At 49.8% G+C, this 17,633-nt stretch carries 16 protein-coding genes; 14 read left to right on the forward strand and 2 right to left on the reverse strand.

Annotated features, from left to right (window positions below; all coding sequences use genetic code 11):
- The first annotated feature begins 163 nt into the window (after window positions 1-163).
- From KI362_RS20875 to KI362_RS20905, 7 genes are all read left to right on the forward strand, one after another.
- Window positions 164-1,177 (forward strand): LacI family DNA-binding transcriptional regulator, encoded by a 1,014-nt coding sequence (locus tag KI362_RS20875; protein ID WP_301630157.1) that lies wholly within the window; start codon window positions 164-166, stop codon window positions 1,175-1,177.
- 199 nt (window positions 1,178-1,376) lie between these two features.
- On the forward strand, window positions 1,377-1,847 hold the full coding sequence (locus KI362_RS20880) for a hypothetical protein (protein WP_301630159.1): 471 nt from the start codon (window positions 1,377-1,379) through the stop codon (window positions 1,845-1,847).
- Window positions 1,844-2,857, forward strand: coding sequence for a CehA/McbA family metallohydrolase (locus tag KI362_RS20885; RefSeq protein ID WP_301630161.1), 1,014 nt, complete (start codon window positions 1,844-1,846; stop codon window positions 2,855-2,857). Before KI362_RS20880 ends, KI362_RS20885 begins: the two co-directional genes overlap by 4 nt.
- Window positions 2,847-4,277 (forward strand): MATE family efflux transporter, encoded by a 1,431-nt coding sequence (locus KI362_RS20890; RefSeq protein WP_301630163.1) that lies wholly within the window; start codon window positions 2,847-2,849, stop codon window positions 4,275-4,277. Before KI362_RS20885 ends, KI362_RS20890 begins: the two co-directional genes overlap by 11 nt.
- Window positions 4,278-4,356: 79 nt before the next feature.
- Window positions 4,357-5,274 carry a carbohydrate ABC transporter permease gene (locus KI362_RS20895; RefSeq protein ID WP_301630166.1) on the forward strand — a complete coding sequence of 306 codons (918 nt, stop codon included), beginning with the start codon at window positions 4,357-4,359 and terminating at the stop codon, window positions 5,272-5,274.
- A gap of 15 nt (window positions 5,275-5,289) precedes the next feature.
- Window positions 5,290-6,135 carry a carbohydrate ABC transporter permease gene (locus KI362_RS20900; protein ID WP_301630168.1) on the forward strand — a complete coding sequence of 282 codons (846 nt, stop codon included), beginning with the start codon at window positions 5,290-5,292 and terminating at the stop codon, window positions 6,133-6,135.
- A gap of 93 nt (window positions 6,136-6,228) precedes the next feature.
- The gene (locus KI362_RS20905; RefSeq protein WP_301630169.1) at window positions 6,229-7,635 is read left to right on the forward strand and encodes an extracellular solute-binding protein; all 1,407 of its coding nucleotides are present in this window, start codon (window positions 6,229-6,231) and stop codon (window positions 7,633-7,635) included.
- Window positions 7,636-8,151: 516 nt separating this feature from the next.
- On the opposite strand, the gene KI362_RS20910 is transcribed toward KI362_RS20905, so the two are convergent.
- Window positions 8,152-8,991: a copper amine oxidase N-terminal domain-containing protein gene (locus KI362_RS20910; RefSeq protein ID WP_301630172.1), complete on the reverse strand. Its 840-nt coding sequence runs from the start codon at window positions 8,989-8,991 to the stop codon at window positions 8,152-8,154.
- Window positions 8,992-9,173: 182 nt separating this feature from the next.
- Between KI362_RS20910 and KI362_RS20915 the strand changes: the two genes are divergently transcribed.
- From KI362_RS20915 to KI362_RS20925, 3 genes are read left to right on the forward strand one after another with little or no spacing between them, the layout of a single operon-like run.
- Window positions 9,174-10,349 (forward strand): glycosyltransferase family 4 protein, encoded by a 1,176-nt coding sequence (locus KI362_RS20915; protein WP_301630174.1) that lies wholly within the window; start codon window positions 9,174-9,176, stop codon window positions 10,347-10,349.
- Window positions 10,346-11,674, forward strand: coding sequence for a UDP-glucose dehydrogenase family protein (locus KI362_RS20920; RefSeq protein WP_301630176.1), 1,329 nt, complete (start codon window positions 10,346-10,348; stop codon window positions 11,672-11,674). Before KI362_RS20915 ends, KI362_RS20920 begins: the two co-directional genes overlap by 4 nt.
- 42 nt (window positions 11,675-11,716) lie before the next feature.
- Window positions 11,717-12,685 carry a metal-dependent hydrolase gene (locus KI362_RS20925; RefSeq protein WP_301630178.1) on the forward strand — a complete coding sequence of 323 codons (969 nt, stop codon included), beginning with the start codon at window positions 11,717-11,719 and terminating at the stop codon, window positions 12,683-12,685.
- A 179-nt stretch (window positions 12,686-12,864) separates the two neighbouring features.
- Here the strand turns inward: KI362_RS20925 and KI362_RS20930 are convergent, their stop codons facing one another.
- Window positions 12,865-13,230 carry a recombinase family protein gene (locus tag KI362_RS20930; protein WP_283248942.1) on the reverse strand — a complete coding sequence of 122 codons (366 nt, stop codon included), beginning with the start codon at window positions 13,228-13,230 and terminating at the stop codon, window positions 12,865-12,867.
- On the opposite strand from KI362_RS20930, the gene KI362_RS25590 reads away from it, so the two are divergent.
- The 4 genes from KI362_RS25590 (at window position 13,151) to KI362_RS20945 (ending at window position 17,614) form a co-directional block, all read left to right on the forward strand.
- Entirely contained in the window at window positions 13,151-13,393 is a 243-nt protein-coding gene (locus KI362_RS25590) for a sensor histidine kinase (protein WP_374705692.1), read from the forward strand. The genes KI362_RS20930 and KI362_RS25590 overlap by 80 nt on opposite strands.
- Before the next feature lie 71 nt (window positions 13,394-13,464).
- The gene (locus KI362_RS20935; RefSeq protein ID WP_301630181.1) at window positions 13,465-14,139 is read left to right on the forward strand and encodes an ABC transporter ATP-binding protein; all 675 of its coding nucleotides are present in this window, start codon (window positions 13,465-13,467) and stop codon (window positions 14,137-14,139) included.
- A 4-nt stretch (window positions 14,140-14,143) separates the two neighbouring features.
- Window positions 14,144-16,693 carry an ABC transporter permease gene (locus KI362_RS20940; protein WP_301630183.1) on the forward strand — a complete coding sequence of 850 codons (2,550 nt, stop codon included), beginning with the start codon at window positions 14,144-14,146 and terminating at the stop codon, window positions 16,691-16,693.
- 219 nt (window positions 16,694-16,912) lie between these two features.
- Entirely contained in the window at window positions 16,913-17,614 is a 702-nt protein-coding gene (locus KI362_RS20945; protein WP_301630186.1) for an aspartate/glutamate racemase family protein, read from the forward strand.
- The last annotated feature ends 19 nt before the right edge of the window (window positions 17,615-17,633 follow it).

Raw genomic sequence — 17,633 nt, forward strand, 5'->3', positions numbered from 1 at the left:
TTTTTTTGTGCGCCTAGCACAGATCACAAAAACTAGTAGACTCGGTTAGTAATCGGTAAGATATAACACTGGCTTTACACTTCGATACGCAACTGTCTGTATAATGGGTAATGTAAAATCCTTAAGTTTTATCCGCATTGCCTTTGTTAAGGAGTGATTACAGATGGGCGCAAGAATTAAAGATGTAGCTGAGCGGGCGGGGGTCTCTGTTACTAGTGTATCCAGAGTGCTGAATGGAGAAAAATATATTAGCCAACGTATCCTGGATAAGGTGAACCAGGCGATCAAGGAGCTGAACTACTCTCCAAGCCAGATTGCCCGCAGTTTAAAAAAACAGAAGACCAATACCATTGGGGTCATTGTTCCCGATTTCACGAATTATTTCTGTTCAACGATATTAAGCAGCATCGAGGAAAGCGCCAGCGAATATGGCTATAATCTGATCGTCTGCAATATTGCGGAGAATCTGGATAAGGAATTGAAGTATCTGCAAGCCGTGCAGGAAATGCGGGTAGACGGAATTATCATCATGCATCAAAAGACGGACGAACGTATTCTTTCTTTTATAGAAAGCGCGTCTATGCCCATCCTGTTCTCTTGTGTCCGTTCCCCGCTGCCGGACAGGTTCTCTGTGCTGATTAATGACTATCAGGCGGCATCGGATGCCACCGATTATCTTATTGGCCTCGGTCATCGCCGAATTGCCTTCCTGGGCGGGGATCTGGAGGATGTAACTTCAGGGCAAAGCCGCTATCAGGGTTATCTGGATGCCTTGAGCAAAGCCGGTATTCCGCTAAATCCTGACTTCGTCAAGTTCGGCAACTATAAGCAGGAGAGCGGACGAATAAGGATGAAGGAGATTCTGGAGCAAGGAGCAGGAGAGCGGCCTACAGTTGTATTTGCCGCCAGCGATGATATGGCCGTAGGGGCCATGAACTGCATCCTTGATTATGGACTCCGTATTCCCGAGGATATATCGATCATGGGCTTTGACGATAGTCTGATCGCCAAAGCAGTCCGACCGATGCTTACCTCCATGCATCAGCCTGCCCGCGAGCTTGGACGGACTTCGCTTGAATATCTGCATAACTTGATTGAAGATCGGGGGCAGCCATGCTGCAAGGAAATTTACCTGCCGCATCGGATCATGGAGCGGGCAAGCTGTAGAAGAATATAATATGAACCAATCCTTAAGCAGGTCTGTCTAAGTTGACGGGCCTGTTTTTTCTGTCTGTTCATCCCGAACCTATCAAGCGGCTAGATTTAACATAAATCGGCTAAAAATCAGGAGTTTATTTAACAAGCAATGATTATGCTAGTGTTGTTCAGGTATCGATACCATATCGATGAATACAGCGAGAAAGAGGTACAGACCCATGCCTAAAGACATTATCGCGGTGGAGGGGAAGCTTACTCCGCTTAGCTCCAAAACCCATATTACTTACCAGTTTCATTTGGAGCATGCCTTGTCATCACTGGAGATCGACTTCAGGTATGCGCCCAAGCAATTTTTAGACAGAGAGGCATCCAAGCCGCTTATTTTAGAAGCTATCGAGAACTACTCCGATCCGGCATGGGCGGAGCTGTATAAGAAGCAGTGGGAGAATTATTATCCCTTGCAGAATTTGCTGACCCTGTCTCTGGACAGCCCCTTGGGCTTTCGCGGCTCGGCGCACCGGCATGCTCCGGAGCAGCGGCATATGATCTGCCCCGATGGCAGCAAGACCTCTCCCGGATTCATCGCCGGGGACGTTCCCTCCGGAGTATGGAAGGTAACCATCAGTGTGCATTGTGTGGTTACACCCGATTGCCGCTACGAATTGTTGGTAAGGGGGACGGATCAATGAGATGGCTTCCATTCGAGCTTCATACCCATACGCCCCATAGCGACGGGACGCATTCCCTGCTAGAGATGTGCCGGGCAGCCGCAGAGCTTGGGCTTGAAGGCATCGCTCTCACAGACCACAACACCGTATCGGGACTGGCGGATGCCGAAGCCGTCAGCAGACAGACAGGCATTGCCATTATTCCCGGCATGGAATGGACGACCTTCTACGGACATATGCTGACCCTTGGCGCTCCTTATTGCGAGTGGAGAGATCTTGGGCCGGGTGATATTCATAAGGGCATCGCCCGCGTCCATGAGCAGGGGGGCATCGTGGGCATTGCCCATCCCTACAGCTTCGGCAGTCCGATCTGTACAGGCTGTCATTGGGATTACACCGTCAGCGACTGGAATCAGATTGACTATATGGAGGTATGGCATGAGACGATGCCTTCCATGAAGAATCATAATGCGCCGGCCTTCAGACAATGGACCGAGCTGTTGAACCAAGGGTACCGGATATCCGCTACAGCCGGCCGGGATTGGCATAGATCGGATCCGGCCGACCCTCTGGCCGCTTACACGTATATCGGCCTGCCTGATGCACCCTTGCCGCATTCATTAACCGATCTTATTGCGGCAATCCGGCAGGGACGGCTTTGCCTGAGCATGGGGCCGCTTCTGGAGGTCAGTCTCAACCTGGGAGCTGATCGGTACGGGCTTGGGAGCGTGGTTCCTTTGCCTGTCAGGGAGGCTCAGCCAGAAGCCGAGCTGACGGTGAAGATTACGGGCTCACCCCGGCCAGAGCGTCCTTGGGGAGCGGAGGGAGGCAGCCTGATCATCATCGATTCGAATCTGGGGGAGCTGGCAAAAGTACCGGCGATCAAGTGCGACGGGTTGCCGATTCCCCTGACAACCGCAGGACTGCGGTGGCTGCGTGTCCGGCTGTTCGGCACCATCAACGGAATCCTGACCACCATAGCCTGCACCAATGCGGTTTATTTTGCAAATGAGCAGCAGCATGAAGAATAACTGCAAGAGAGAGGGCGAAATGCAGCACCCAGGGCCAAGCAGTCCTGCCCCTCTGACCCTGCTGGGTTTGGCCGGACCGCTGTTTCTGAGCCAGCTCGTGCAGACGGTCATCCTCACCATCGATACTTTGATGCTTAGCCAATATTCTGATCTTGCCGTTGCCGCGGTAGGGACGGTCTCGCAATTGCTCACAACCGTCAATTTGCTGTTTGGATTCGCTACCGTAGGGGCCGGAATCATTATGAGTCAATTGAACGGCTCGGGGAAGCGGGCTGAGGCGGCCGTTGTTGCCCGGACGGCCATTATAGCGAATTTGCTGCTCGGAGGTATAGCCAGCATCGTATTGTTTTTGTTCCCTGAACCGATTCTTCATGCCATCTCTTTGCCGAAGGAGTTAATGCAGTACGGTACGGTGTATCTATCGGTTACAGGACTAGCCTCTATTGCCACGGCCTTTATTATGACTGCGGAAATGACCCTGCGCATGAATGGCATGGTCAAACGGATGCTCTTGCTATCCTTCACGATGGTTTCTCTCAATACGCTGGGCAATTATCTGGTGCTATTCGAACCCTTCGGCCTGCCTTCCTATGGGGTCGAGGGTGTGGCGTGGGTGACCTTTGGAAGCAAGCTGCTTGGCGTGGCGTTGGCGGTGGTGCTGTTGATTCGTGCGATGGGTCAAGCCTTATTCCGTGGTAAGGGGCTCTTGTTCCGGCTTGCTGATGTGAGAGAAATCTTCAAGCTAGGCATTCCCTCTGCCGGGGAGAATCTCTCCTATTCTGCTTCCCAGGTAGTCATTATGATGATCGTGACGCTCCTTGGGACTACGGCCATCAACACCAAGATCTACACACAGACGCTTACCGGATATATCTTTCTGATATCGGTCTCTATCGGTCAAGCGACCTCGATCATCATTGGCCATCTGATTGGAGCCGGAAAACCGGAATCGGCGAAAACCGTCGGGCTTCGACATCTTAGAATAGGGCTTCTCATCAGCTGCTCTGTCAATCTGCTCCTGTATCTGTTGTCCAAGCCGCTGCTGGGTTTGTTTACAGCGGACAGCCATGTTATTAACATGTCTTCCAATCTGATCCTGCTGTCCGTCCTGCTGGAGTCCGCCCGCGCCTGCAATGTCATTATGATCGCTTCGCTGAATGCTAGCGGTGAAGTAAAATATCCTGTCATGCTGGGCCTTATCATGATGTGGGGAGTAAGCGTTCCTGCGGCGTACTTGTTCGGAATCGTATGGGGTTATGGGATATACGGCATTTGGCTGGCCTTTATTATAGATGAATGGATTAGAGCCTGTCTCATGCTTCGGCGCTGGAAATCAGAGAAGTGGCGGGAAATTCGTTTGTCCGCCCTCGATCCCAAGTACAGATACTCGGAATTGCAGTCCGATGTTGAAGCGGGTTAGCGTTAACTTTTTGAACAATCTCTAAGATGATTAATTTTCGAAATGAACAGCAAGGAGGATGGTTCCCTTGTCCAACCACATGTCAAAAGCTACAACGCTCGGCGCCTTGGATCAAAGCCTGCCGCGTAAACGCAATAAAAGGATCCGGAGGCAGCCTGTGCTTGCCTGGTATCTGTTTCTTCTGCCCACCTTGCTTGGTATTGCGGTGTTCATGATCTACCCGCTGGCGGAGTCGCTGAGGCTTAGCTTCACCAAGGGGGCTGACGAGCGGTACGTTGGGCTGGAGAATTACATGAGCGTACTGGAGTCCGGCACCTTCTGGTATTCGGTGTACAACACGCTCTACATTACGGTCTTCCAGCTTCTGATTGCCATTCCGATCGGGTTCATCATTGCTTGCCTGATCAACAATTTACGTCGCGGCTCCAACTTCTTTAAGGTGTTGTTCTATCTGCCCAACGTCACTTCTATTGTTGCAGCTGCCACTGTCTTTCTGGCGCTTCTCCATCCGGATGGACCGCTCAACTATGCGGCGCAATTGTTGGGCTTCGAGAAGGTAGTCTGGCTGTCGCAGCCGCTCTCGGCCAAGTGGGGGGCGATCATTCTCTCAGTCTGGCATTGGCTGGGGTTCGTCATCATTATTAACCTGGCCAATCTGCAGGCGATATCAAGCGATTACTACGAAGCGGCTTCCATAGACGGGGCATCAGGCTTCAAGCAGTGGCTGTACATCACCCTGCCGAATATGGTCGGAAGTCTGACGGTCTTGTTCATCATTGGCTGGATTGGCGGCTTGCAGCGGTTCTCGGATGCTTATATGCTTGGCGGCTTGCAGGGAAGTCCGGCACGCTCCTTGCATACGGTTGTCGGGTTTATTTTCGAAAGAGGGTTCGGTGGTCATGAATATGGTCTGGCCTCTGCGGCGTCCTATATTCTGTTCTTCTTTATTCTGGTTTTCACTTACATCAATACCAAAGTCACGAAGATGAAGATATAAGGTGGGATTTATAACATGTTGAGTGCAACCGGAAAAGGGAAACTGTTGGGCGGATTGTTGTTCCTGCTCCTGCTTGGACTGGGTGTGCTGATGGTGTACCCCTTCCTCTGGATGATCAGCGTCAGCCTGGAGAGGACCAGCAATATAGCCGTTCCGTTTCCGCCGCGGCTCATTCCCGAGCAATTCTCCCTATTCAACTATAAGCTTGTATTCGAGAATGGGGCTCTGTTCAAGACCTATGCCAATTCGTCAATCATTGCACTATTCAGTGTCCTGCTTAGCGTGTCTTCTGCGCTGCTGGCCGGGTATGCCTTCTCCAAAGGGGAATTTCGGGGGAAGAAGCTCTTATTCTTTGCAGTTCTGGCTACTATGATGATTCCTTTCGAGGCCAGACTGATTCCGATGTTCAGTATGTTCAATGACCTCGGAATGATTAATACCAAATATCCGCTGATCTTTCCGGCGATCATTAATGCGCTTGGCATTGTGCTGGTGAAGCAGTATTTTGATCGTCTTCCCGAAGGACTGCGTGAGTCAGCCAAGATTGATGGGGCCAATGAGTTCACGATCTTCTTCCGTATCTTTGCCCCTCTGACGGGGCCTATTACAGCGACACTGGCCATCCTGGCCTTCCAGGACAGCTGGAATTCCTTCCTGTGGCCGCTCGTTGTCATTAACGATCAGGATATGAAGACCGTACCGTTATTTCTGTCCAGCTTCTCATCAGAGAATGGCACCCGATTGATGGGGGTAACGATGGCTACAGCGGCAATGAGCATTCTGCCGATCATCCTAGTGTTTCTATTTTTACAAAAATACATTATTCGCAGTATTGCCCTCAGCGGCTTGAAGGGAGAGTGATAGCCGGAGGTTGCGGGGTACTTAAAGAGGCGGGACTGGTAAGCAGGTAAGCGGCAATTTTTAAAAAATATAATGGAGTTGGGAGAGCTAATCATGTTTAATAAATTGACCTTGAAGTTGATAGGAACGCTGCTGGCGTCCACTATGATTCTAAGCGCATGCGGAACAAATGGTAATTCTAACGGGGCGGCGAAGAGCAACAATCAGCCGGCACCAACGGAAAGCACCAGTAATGCAGCAACGGAGACGAATGATAAGCCGACTGGAAAATTGAAGGTGCAGCTTGTGGGCGACTTCTCGCTGGAAGACAAGACCGATCCCGTCTCCGGCCAAACTTCTAAGGGTGTAAAGGTACTGAAGGATGAGTTCGAGAAGCAGTATCCTGACACCGAGGTCGAATTCATTTTGATGGGCTGGGATAACTACAACGAGAAGACACAAACGATGCTTCAATCAGGGGCAGCTGATGTATATCAAGTGCCGGGGATTACGACGTTCGTAGAACAAGGCTTGCTTGAGCCGTTGCAGCCCTATATCGATAAAGACAGCTTTGATCTGGGCATTTACCTGAACGGACAGGTAGAGGGCTGGAAGGCCATGGGACCGAGTGATCAGGACCTGCAGGTCTATGGCCTGCCTTTTATCGGTGATTCGCGGGTCATTGTATACGACCGTCAGCTGTTCGATGATTGGGGTGTAGAATACCTGTCCGAATCTCCGACGATTGAGGAGGTTTTGGAGAAGGCCTCCAAGATGACAGGCAAAAACCCCAAGACAGGCGAACAGAACTACGGTCTGACCTTCAAGGGCGGGGACGCAGCCGATACGGTCATGAATATTAATGAATCCCTGGGCGGACAGTGGGGCACCGGGTTCCTGTGGAAGGACATGAAGCTGGAATTCGACAGCGAGACCATGGTGCAAGCGACCGATTTGCTGAAAGAAGCACTCAAGTATGCTCCAGAGGGAACCATGGCTGGACAAGGCGCCGAAAATTTCTTGACGGAGAAGAACAACATTGCGATCAACTTGCGTCAAACTCCGGGCTTCATCAATTCGCTGGCTAACCTCGGGCTGGAGGATCGCTACCAGGCAGCTTTACTATTTAAGAATCAGACAACAGGAATGGGCGGCATGTTCGCCGGAAGTCCTTTCTCGATCGGAGCATCCAGCAGTAATAAGGACCTGGCCTGGGAATGGCTGAAATTCAGCGGCAGTGAGTTCTTCCAGCAGTATATGTGGGAGGAACAGCGTTCACAGAGTATGCCGGTGATCAAGGCAGCCGAGAACTGGTCTTCCGTGAAGGAGATTGGACAGATGGATATTATCCTGAAGTCCATGAGCCAGCTGTGGACACCGCGTTATCCATACCGCTCCGGTCAACCGCGCTACATCCTGTCAGAGAATGTGGAGCGTGTAATGTTAGGAGAGCTAAGTGCAGCCGAGGCGATGAAAAAAGCCCAAGAGGAAGGCACCAAGTGGTTGGCTGATCAACAGTAAAATAGGATGACAATTGAAACAACCCAAGGAACTGAAGCGGTCTATTCTGACTTCGTTCCTTGGTTTTTGACGTTGACTGCGTTTTTAGGTGCCAACATCCAATCTTTACCTGACCGCGATCCACGCCGAGTGTATAGGTAGCTGCAGTGAACAAAAGGACACTAAATTTCAGAAAAATCGGCCTAGAGCACCTCTAGTGAAATTTTTGACCTTAGATTGGGATGAAGCAGGAAAATCGATCATTATTGGAAATGTAAGCGAAGATTTTTCACTAAAATGGGGTTTGAGCGTCAAATGGCGAATGTAATGGAAATAAATTCACTACGGTAGACTGTGTCCCTATTAAGAGTTTCAGACACGCCCTAATCAACCAACTCCGCTCAAGTGAAGGATCTCGCCAAAGCCATTTTTTGAGCTAACCCTCAGCAATCAAAAAGGGCCCCTCCAGGTAATTAACCTTTGGGAAAGCCCCTTTTCATTGTTTGAAGGTAACTTCAATTTAAGCAGTTGTGCCCTTTATGGAACGTCATTGCTGATCTCTGTCAGGAAGCCGTTCATTGAGGCGGTGTCGCTTAACCGGAGAATATCTAGTTTCGCTGTGTCACTAAACTGATACCATTGGTCTACATTTGGATCATGAATCAAAACATCAGGGTCCTGGTCCTCATCAGACGAATCAACTAAAGTATAAATGTCAAAACGTTGTATGGTGTTTCCATCCTGGTCTAAAAAGTCATATTGTCCACCTTTATAATAATCGCCAGGTGAGAGGTGACTACTATTCCAGGAGTAATTAGAAGGTTCTTCGACCTTCTCTCCTTTGTTTTCTACAAAAATGTTATATATTGCTTCATTGTAGCCATTCCCATGGATTTGATTCACAATGCCGCCCAGTATCATATGGTGTTCCTCTTGCAAGGCTTTCACTTCTATCCCATCAATGACCAGGGGCTTTGTCTCGACAGTTACGACAAAGTTGCTGTAGCTGACATTGGACTCAAACATCTCTGCAATAAAACGAAGTGGAACCATCGTGCGATTATGCTTTAGATAAGGCTTGGCATCAAGCGGCACGCTGTTTCCATTTTTCATTGCTGTAGTGCTATTCAGCCGCAAGCTTACCTTTACATCTCCTTTAGTGAGCACGATTTGTGAATCGGACCAGTTGACCCTGGCTCCCAAATTCTCACTGATCACTCGCAGCGGGACCATGGTTCGATTGTTCTTCATTTCGGGCTTCACATCGGAGGGAATCGTAACACCATCCACTTTTATTTGTATGTCTGCCGCGTGTGTAGGTAATGGGGTAATGGAGAAAATCAAAACAGTGAAAATTCCTGCCAGAAGCTTTTTCATCAAAATCATTCCTTTACGAGAAGTTGTCTCTTGAGAGCTTGAATCGTTCCGATATGTAGTCCTTATTAGACAAATTACTAAAAAATCCTCCCCCGAATTTTCACAGAGATTACTTTGCGATGAATCAGCGATTATGATGGCGTGTTACTTTGGGGATAGGTATTGAGAAAGGGAGTGGCTAAATGAGGATAGCTGTTTTTTCAGACACGTTTGTCCCTCAGGTCAATGGCGTCGCGCTAACCCTGAAGCGTTGGACCGAGTACCTGTCCGTCCGAGGGGATGAATGCAAGCTGTTCGTTCCGACGGAACCGGAGCCCGTCTATGAGGATCTGGTGTTCCAGCTGGCTAGCATCCCGTTTTGGGCTTATCCGGGGTATCGATTCGCTATTCCAAATTTGCTGCGTATCCGCCAGGAGCTTTCTCTATTCAAACCAGATATTGTTCATATTGCCACCCCATTTAGCGTAGGCCTCGCCGGTATGTCTGCCGCTCAAAAGCTCCAAATTCCCATCGTTGCCTCGTATCACACCCATTTCGATCAGTATCTCGAGTCTTACTGGTTTCCGTTCGCGCATTCCTGGTATTGGTCCTATATGAAATGGTTCCACCGGCATTGCCGCTCTATTTTCGCCCCTTCACAGGAGACGATTCAACTATTGCAATCCAATGGATTAAGTAATCTAGAGCTGTGGTCGCGAGGGATTGACTGCAACAAGTACACCCCCGCCAAGCGTTCCGGCCTTGTCCGCGAGCTTTACGGCATCAAGGAGCAATATCTTCTGCTATACGTTGGCCGACTGGCTCCGGAGAAAGACCTGGATGTACTGCTTCAATTAATGCATCGGTTGCCGGAGCGCATAAGCAGTCAAGTGCATTGGCTTGTCGTCGGCGATGGCCCGATGATGGAGCAAGGCCGCAGGGAGGCTCCGCAGAATGTCACCTTTACCGGCTATCGGAGCGGGGAAGAGCTTGCTGCTTTGTATGCATCCTCTGATGTATTCGTCTTTCCCTCCGCTTCAGAAACCTTCGGCAACGTTGTGTTGGAGGCGGCCGCCTCCGGTCTCCCTGCTATAGTAGCCGACAGAGGAGGCGTAACCGAGATTGTTCAGCATGAAAGAACCGGCTTGCACGCTCAAGCGGGGAATGTAGAGAGCTTTCTTGCCGCACTGTCTGACTGGTTCGACGAACCGGACAAATGGCAGAGATTCGGTACGGAGGCAAGGGAACAAGCGCAAGCCCGTACTTGGGAAAAAGCCATGGGGCCGATATACACCCGCTGCCAGCAGATTGTAAAGACAGAGCAAAATCCGGAAGCAACAAGAAACGGGCAGCTGCGGGAGGAGGGTGAATCCGCTTGAGAATTACAGTCATCGGCACGGGGTACGTCGGGTTGGTTACGGGAGCATCCTTGGCTTATCTTGGACATCAAGCAGTATGTGTGGATGTGAATGAAGAGAAAATCAAGCTGCTAAAATCCGGTGTCATGCCGCTCTGGGAGCCGGGGCTTGAGTCTATGATCCGTGACGTGGAGCTTCAGGGACGGCTGGATTACTCGACAGATGTCTCTGCATCCGTGCCTGTAAGCGACGCTGTCTTTTTGACCCTAGGCACTCCTTCATCCGAATCCGGCGAAGTCGATCTTTCCGCCTTGTGGTCGGTCGTACGTTCGATTGCCCCGATGCTGCATAGAGACACACTCTTGATTATTAAAAGTACGGTTCCTGCAGGAACCTGTGAACAAATCGAAGCCTATCTGCATCAACAGTTTCCTGCCTCCGCATCCATTGCTGTTGCCCATAATCCTGAATTTCTACGGCAGGGCTCTGCTGTCCGGGATTTTCTTGCTCCGGATCGTCTCGTTTTTGGCGCTTCCCGTCCGGAAGCCCATCATCGGCTGGAGGAGATCTACGCGGCCATTCAATCGCCCGTCATCAAATGCGGATTAAGAGAAGCGGAGTTAATCAAATGCGCATCCAATGCGTTTTTAGCGATGAAAATATCTTATGCCAACATGATGTCGGACTTATGTGATGCACTGGGGATTTCGGTCGATGCGGTTGCGGAAGGAATGGGCCTTGACCGTCGGATTGGTTCCGAGTTTCTGCGCGCCGGGGCGGGGTATGGCGGGTCTTGCTTTCCCAAGGATCTTCGTGCGCTCATAGCGTTAGCGGCCAAAGAGCATCTGGATATGGAGCTGCTGAAAGCAACCGAGGCGATTAACAGGCAGCGAGTTCAGGTTATTTGCAGAAGGCTGGAAGGCATCTTCGGATCTTTGGAGGATAAGCAGATTACGATCTACGGATTGGCCTTTAAGCCGAATACCGATGATACGCGTGAAGCTCCTGCGCTCAGGATTAGTTCGATGCTGCAAGAAGCGGGCGCGCGTATCAGGGCATATGACCCGGTTGTCGCCGGCTTGCCGGATCGGCAGGTTGATGTGGACACCGACATGTATGAGGCGGCTGACGGGAGCGATTGCGTGGTTATTGTAACCGATTGGGATCAGTTCAACCGCTTGGATTGGGGCAGACTGAGGCAGGTAATGAGATCGCCATATATTTTTGATGCCAGGAATATGTTAGACATCGCGGTAATGACCGAGAACTGTAAACGATATGGCTTGCACTATATGTCCCTGGGACGTCCTTCTATAGCACCCGATGTTCCATTAACAATAGATTGAATAGACGATCATGAGCCAAAATTAAATGATGAGGTGATTGTTATGGATACCGGAAGCCATCTTCTTCTCGGTGTGACATTAGGCAGATTGGCCATGGCCGTATCCGATCCAGGAATCGGAGACCCATCGTCCGCGGTTTACGGCTTATTTGCGGCGGCGATTATCGGCTCGAATGCTCCGGACTTCGATAGTATCATTCGTATACGAGGTTATGAGTCCTATTTATTGCATCATCGGGGGTTCAGCCATTCCTTGCCCATGCTGGTTGGTTGGCCGGTCTTACTTACTCCCTTGATTGCGTATCTCTTTCAGGCCTGGGATCATATGCTCCTGCTGTTTCTCTGGACCATGGCGGGGGTTGTGTTTCATGTCTTTCTCGATTTCTTCAATGCGTATGGAGTGCAATGCTTTCGGCCGATCTCAAGGAAATGGTTCCATGCCGACACGATCCCGATTTTTGATCCGGTCATGTTCGGGCTTCATTTAGCTGCTTTGCTGTTATGGCTGCTCGGAGTCATGGAAGCACAGGTGGTATTCCCTCTGGTATACGTTCTAACCTTTCTCTTTATCGGGTACCGTATTCTTGTTCACCGTCTGATGCAGCAAGCGATTCGAAGGCATTATGGTGTCGACGGGTATTCCTTCCTGATTCCCGGGTTGCTGCCCCACAGATGGGGCTATGTTTACGAAACTGATCAGACTTATATCGCCGGTTCGATCCGCGGCTCCCTGCTTAAGGAAGAAACCCTGTTCCAAAAGGAAGAGCAGAACGATGTCGTTCAAGCGGTCATGGGCAGCGACGGAGTTCGCAGCTTCCTTGCCTTTGCGCATCGCGTGCATGTTTCATGCCAGAAGCTTCAGACCGGTTACAAGGTAGAGCTGCGGGATGTCCGTTTTCGGCATGGCGAGAAGCTTCCCTTCGGCATGGATATCATCCTCGATGACCATTTGCAGGTAACCGGCAACTCGCTCGGTTGGAAAAAGAAGCTCTGGGAGCCCCCGTTTACCTGAGTTATTCCGCTTCGAGCTCGATCCGCCTTTTTAACGCTTGAATCGCTCCCATATGCAGTCCTTCATGGAAAATGGTGCGAATGTTGTGAAGCGTGGGTGTCTCCTCCGTAAAGTGAGCTGGATTGGTTCCGTATCCAAACCACTCGTTAGTGGTGTTTGGATAAAGCAGGGTATGGGGCTTACCCTGCTTTATCCACCAGATTATAGTGAATCACCACATCCCGGCACTTCTGCCCATCCACTACCTTGCGTTCTCCGATTTCGATGTACTTGATGAGGTAGGAAACATATTTGACAAAGCCTTTCTTGGGGTAATTATGGGTTTCCTGCGTGTACCTCATGGCAAAGCCGCAATCCATGCATTTCAGCAAACCGCCGAACAGGCTGATTTCATTATCCTTGGTGGGGCGGGGCTTGTAGTTTCTTGCGGCAATCTCCTGACAGGTGTTCCAAGCATCCATGTCGATGATTGGCTCATGGGTATTTTCCACCTTAATCCAGTCCTCTTTTGGAATTGCTCCCGACGAGTGGAACTCTATTTTCAAGCGGTTTTATCGGGCGCAAAACGCAAAAGGTGTTGACGGGGCTGGATTAGGGCTTTATTTAGCTTCACTGATATTTCAAAAACAGGGCGGCTATATCCTCGTAGATTCCAAGCCGGGGAAATATACGACATTCTCAATGTTCTTACAGAACTGTAAGAAATAAATTCAATTCTGTTAGGAGCCTGTAAGAATTGCGGTTTATGATGACAGTATCAGGACAAGGAGGTATATAGCATGGTTTTGAAAACAGAAGCCTTAAAAAAATATTATGGAAAAGACCCCAACACCGTCAAGGCATTGGACGGCGTTGATTTGGCAATACAGGAGGGTGAATTTGTCGCCGTTGTCGGTACGTCAGGCTCAGGAAAAAGCACGCTCCTGCATATGCTGGGAGGGTTGGATACGCCGACAAGCGGCAAGGTCATTGTCGGCGGCAAGGATATTTCGGGAATGACGGATGAACAGCTTACTATCTTTCGACGCAGGAATGTAGGCTTTGTATTCCAGAATTATAACCTTGTGCCCATTCTGAATGTTTATGAAAACATTGTTCTGCCGATTGAGTTGGACGGAAATGCCGTGGACGAAAGCTTTGTGGAGAATATTATTGACACCCTGGGCTTATCGGAGAAGAAAAACAATTTGCCGAACAATCTTTCCGGCGGGCAGCAGCAGCGCGTCGCCATCGCTCGCGCTCTGGCCACAAAGCCGTCTATTCTGCTTGCGGACGAGCCAACCGGAAATCTGGACAGCAAAACCAGTCAGGATGTTTTAGGGATTTTGAAAATGACTTCGACTAAATTCCATCAGACTATGGTGATGATTACCCATAACGAGCAGATTGCCCAGCTTGCCGACCGAGTGATTCGGATTGAGGACGGCAGGATCGCCGCTACGGAAGGGCGGTGACGGTATGAGGAATAACAATCGAGCTATCATAAGAAGGCTATCGAAACAAAGCTTTCTGGCGAATAAAAGCCGGAATATCTTTGCGCTGATTGCGGTTGTGCTGACCACTGTTCTAATTACGGCGGTGTTCACCATCGGCATCAGCCTCTCCGACGGTATGCAGCAAATGCAGATACACGCCTACGGGCGCAGTACGGAGGTAGATTTTCAATACCTTACCCAAGATGAAGCGCAGCGTGTGGCCGAGCATCCGCTGATTGAGGAGTACGGCCTGTCAAGGCTGATTACCACGACAACCGAGGGTGTATTCCGTCAAGCACAGGGCGAAATTCACACGGCTGATGAGAATTTTGCCGAATTTACTTTCAGCAGGCCGACGACAGGCCGGTTGCCCGAAGCGGAAAATGAAATTGCCCTGACAAGCTGGATTTTGGACGCAATGAACCTACCGAGGGAATTGGGGCAGATCGTACATCTGGATTTTGAAGTGGCTGGAACTCCTTACAGCATGGATTTTACCGTCTGTGGGTTTTGGGACAGCGACTTAAATCTCCAGCCCTACGGAATCTTATATATCTCCGACACTCTGGCGGATAAGCTGTTGGCGGGTGTGAATCCGGCGGAAACACGGTTGGGCGGCGGTTATTACGGCGTAACCAAACTGACCGCCAATGTAGACGGAAAGCTGTCTGTGCTTGAAGATAATGTTAATACTATCACGCAGGATACCGGAATTGACGCCGAGGCTGCGGGCGTCCTCTTTAACGGCGCTTACAGTGCAACAGGCTCGGACAGTGGAATTGTTGCGGCAATGGCATTGATCATCGCCATTATCTTAGTAAGTGGCTATCTTCTCATATACAATATTTTTTATATTTCAGTCATGCGCGACGTACGATTTTACGGTCTGCTGAAAACCATTGGGGCGACGCAAAAGCAGCTTGGCCGCATCGTCAACTTTCAGGCGCTGTTGCTCTGTGTAGTTGGCATTCCTGTGGGCTTGTTCTTGGGTTATCTGCTGGGCATTGTGCTGATTCCCGTTCTGCTCGGTTTTCTCAGCATCGACTATATGCCGACTCCCCCAAATCCGTGGATATTCCTGCTTGGAGCGGCACTTGCTCTGGTTACGGTGCTGATAAGCTGTCACGGCCCCGCGAAAAAGGCGGGCAGAGTCAGCCCTGTGGAAGCGGTGCGGTATACGGGTCTTGCCGCCTCCACCGCAAAAAAAACTAAGCGCGGCAGAGGTGGGGCGAAAATATCCCGCATGGCTTGGTCCAACATCTTTCGCAGCAGAAAAAAGGCATCGCTGGTCATCGCGTCCCTGTCTGTTGGGCTGATTTTATTTAATGTCGTTTACACCTTAGTGGGGAGCTTTGATGTCAATAAGTTTCTGCAAGGTCATATTAACGGTGATTTTCTAATTGCTGACACGGATTACTTTAGCTTTGCCAGGCCCTATACTCCAAGCTATACATTAGGCGAGGATTTGCTGTCTGATATTAAGGAGCTTGGCGGCGTACAGGAGGTTGCCAAAGTCTATTATGCAAATGGCTTTGCTCCCATAGAGGGAAATATCAAGGGCGGTTTAATCAATTCTCAGCGGAAAAGGATTTTAGCGGAAAAGCCCTCTCTCTCGGAACAGGAAATCGATGAAATCATTGAAAAGACGGATTTCAGCGCCTACGGAGATTCTATAAATGCGCAGGTCTACGGTTTTGACAACTACTGGCTGGATAAGCTGGAGGAAAACATGATCGAAGGAAACTTTGACCGTGAGAAGTTTTTGTCCGGTGATTACCTGCTGCTTGGATTTGATGGGGAGGGCATGGTTCAGGTTGGGGATACCGTCACATTCTCTTTGGACAAAGATGGAGAAAAGCGCAGCTATGAGGTTATGGGTCAGGTGGATTATAGCGCACTCAACTCTTTAGGAGCGCATTTTATCTCAATGCCCAGCTTTTCCGTCTATCTCCCGTCCTCCGAGTTTGAAAGCCTTGCAAACCCCGATATCATGTCGGCCACAGTCATAGCGGATGAAGCCGCTGTTGACAGCCTCCAGACAGAGATTGGGGCACTGCTTGTGGATAATCCCGAAGTGGATTTTCGTTCCCGCGCCGATTATATTGCGGAGATGAAAACCGATAACCAACAGTTTGCGCTCATTGGCTTTACGCTGTGCGTTGTGATTCTTCTGATCGGTATACTGAATTTCGTCAACACCACTATGACCAACATTTTTTCCCGCAAGCAGGAGCTTGCCATGCTCCAAAGCGTGGGCATGACCGCCAAACAAGGCAAAAAGATGCTTGTACTGGAAAGCATATACTATATGGCGATGGCGCTGCTTGTCTTTGTAACGGTTGGCTATGGGATCAGCTACTTTGCTGTCAACGCTGTAACGCAGGGCAGCGCCGCATATACCTATCAATTCAGCTTTGCGCCTCTTGTCATCTGCTTCCCAATACTGCTACTGTTAGCCTGCATACTGCCAATTCAGGTGCATAAAAGCATCTCAAGGGATAGCGTAGTGCAGCGGCTGCGGGAAAATGAATAATTCCGGCTTTGTATTTTTAAATATTTAAAGGCGATGTAGGCCCTTCTGATTATTTGTTAATCAGAAGGGCCTACTTATTTTGATAATACGGCCTTGGCTTGCTTTGTTTTAATAATACCATTCTTTATAAAATATCTCATTAAAGGTCGGGGGAAACGGAGGCTCCTCCTTAAATTATTGGTATAATTAAAATTAGATCCCCTTGAAAGGATGCGCTTTATGCAAACAATCGGTCTAATTGGCGGAATGAGCTGGGAGTCATCGCTGCTTTACTACCAGATCATTAACCAGCGCGTCAATGAGAAGCTAGGCGGGCATCATTCCGCAAAATGCTTCCTGTATTCGGTGGATTTTGATGAGATCAAGCATCTCCAATATCAGGGCAAGTGGGATGAAGCTACAGACATCATGATTGATGCTGCACGCAAGCTTGAATCCGGCGGGGCGGATTGTATCGTCATCTGCACCAATACGATGCACAAGATGGCAAAGGAAGTGGAGGCGTCGGTTACCATTCCGCTTCTCCATATTGCAGACGCAACAGCCAGCGAGATGGTTAAGGATGGAGTAAAGAAGGTCGCTCTGCTGGGCACAGCTTTTACAATGGAACAAGATTTCTACAAAGGCCGGCTTATCGATAAGTTCGGACTGGATGTTATAGTCCCAAGCGAAGCAGACCGAGTGATCATCCATGACATCATTTATCAGGAGCTCTGCCTTGGCATCGTTAAGGATGAATCGAGACAGTCCTACCTGAGGATCATCCATGAGCTTAGCCAGCAGGGAGCCGAGGGTGTAATACTGGGGTGCACCGAGATAACCATGCTCGTCTCCCAAGAGATCTGTTCGGTTCCTCTCTATGATACAACCCGGCTTCATGCGGAGGCCGCTGTTGATTTTGCCTTGGAGGAAGGGCGCTAGTATACGACTTGGAGTTGCT

Origin of the sequence: Paenibacillus apis (assembly GCF_018333295.1) — a bacterium.
Taxonomy (GTDB): Bacteria; Bacillota; Bacilli; order Paenibacillales; family Paenibacillaceae; genus Fontibacillus; species Fontibacillus antibioticophila.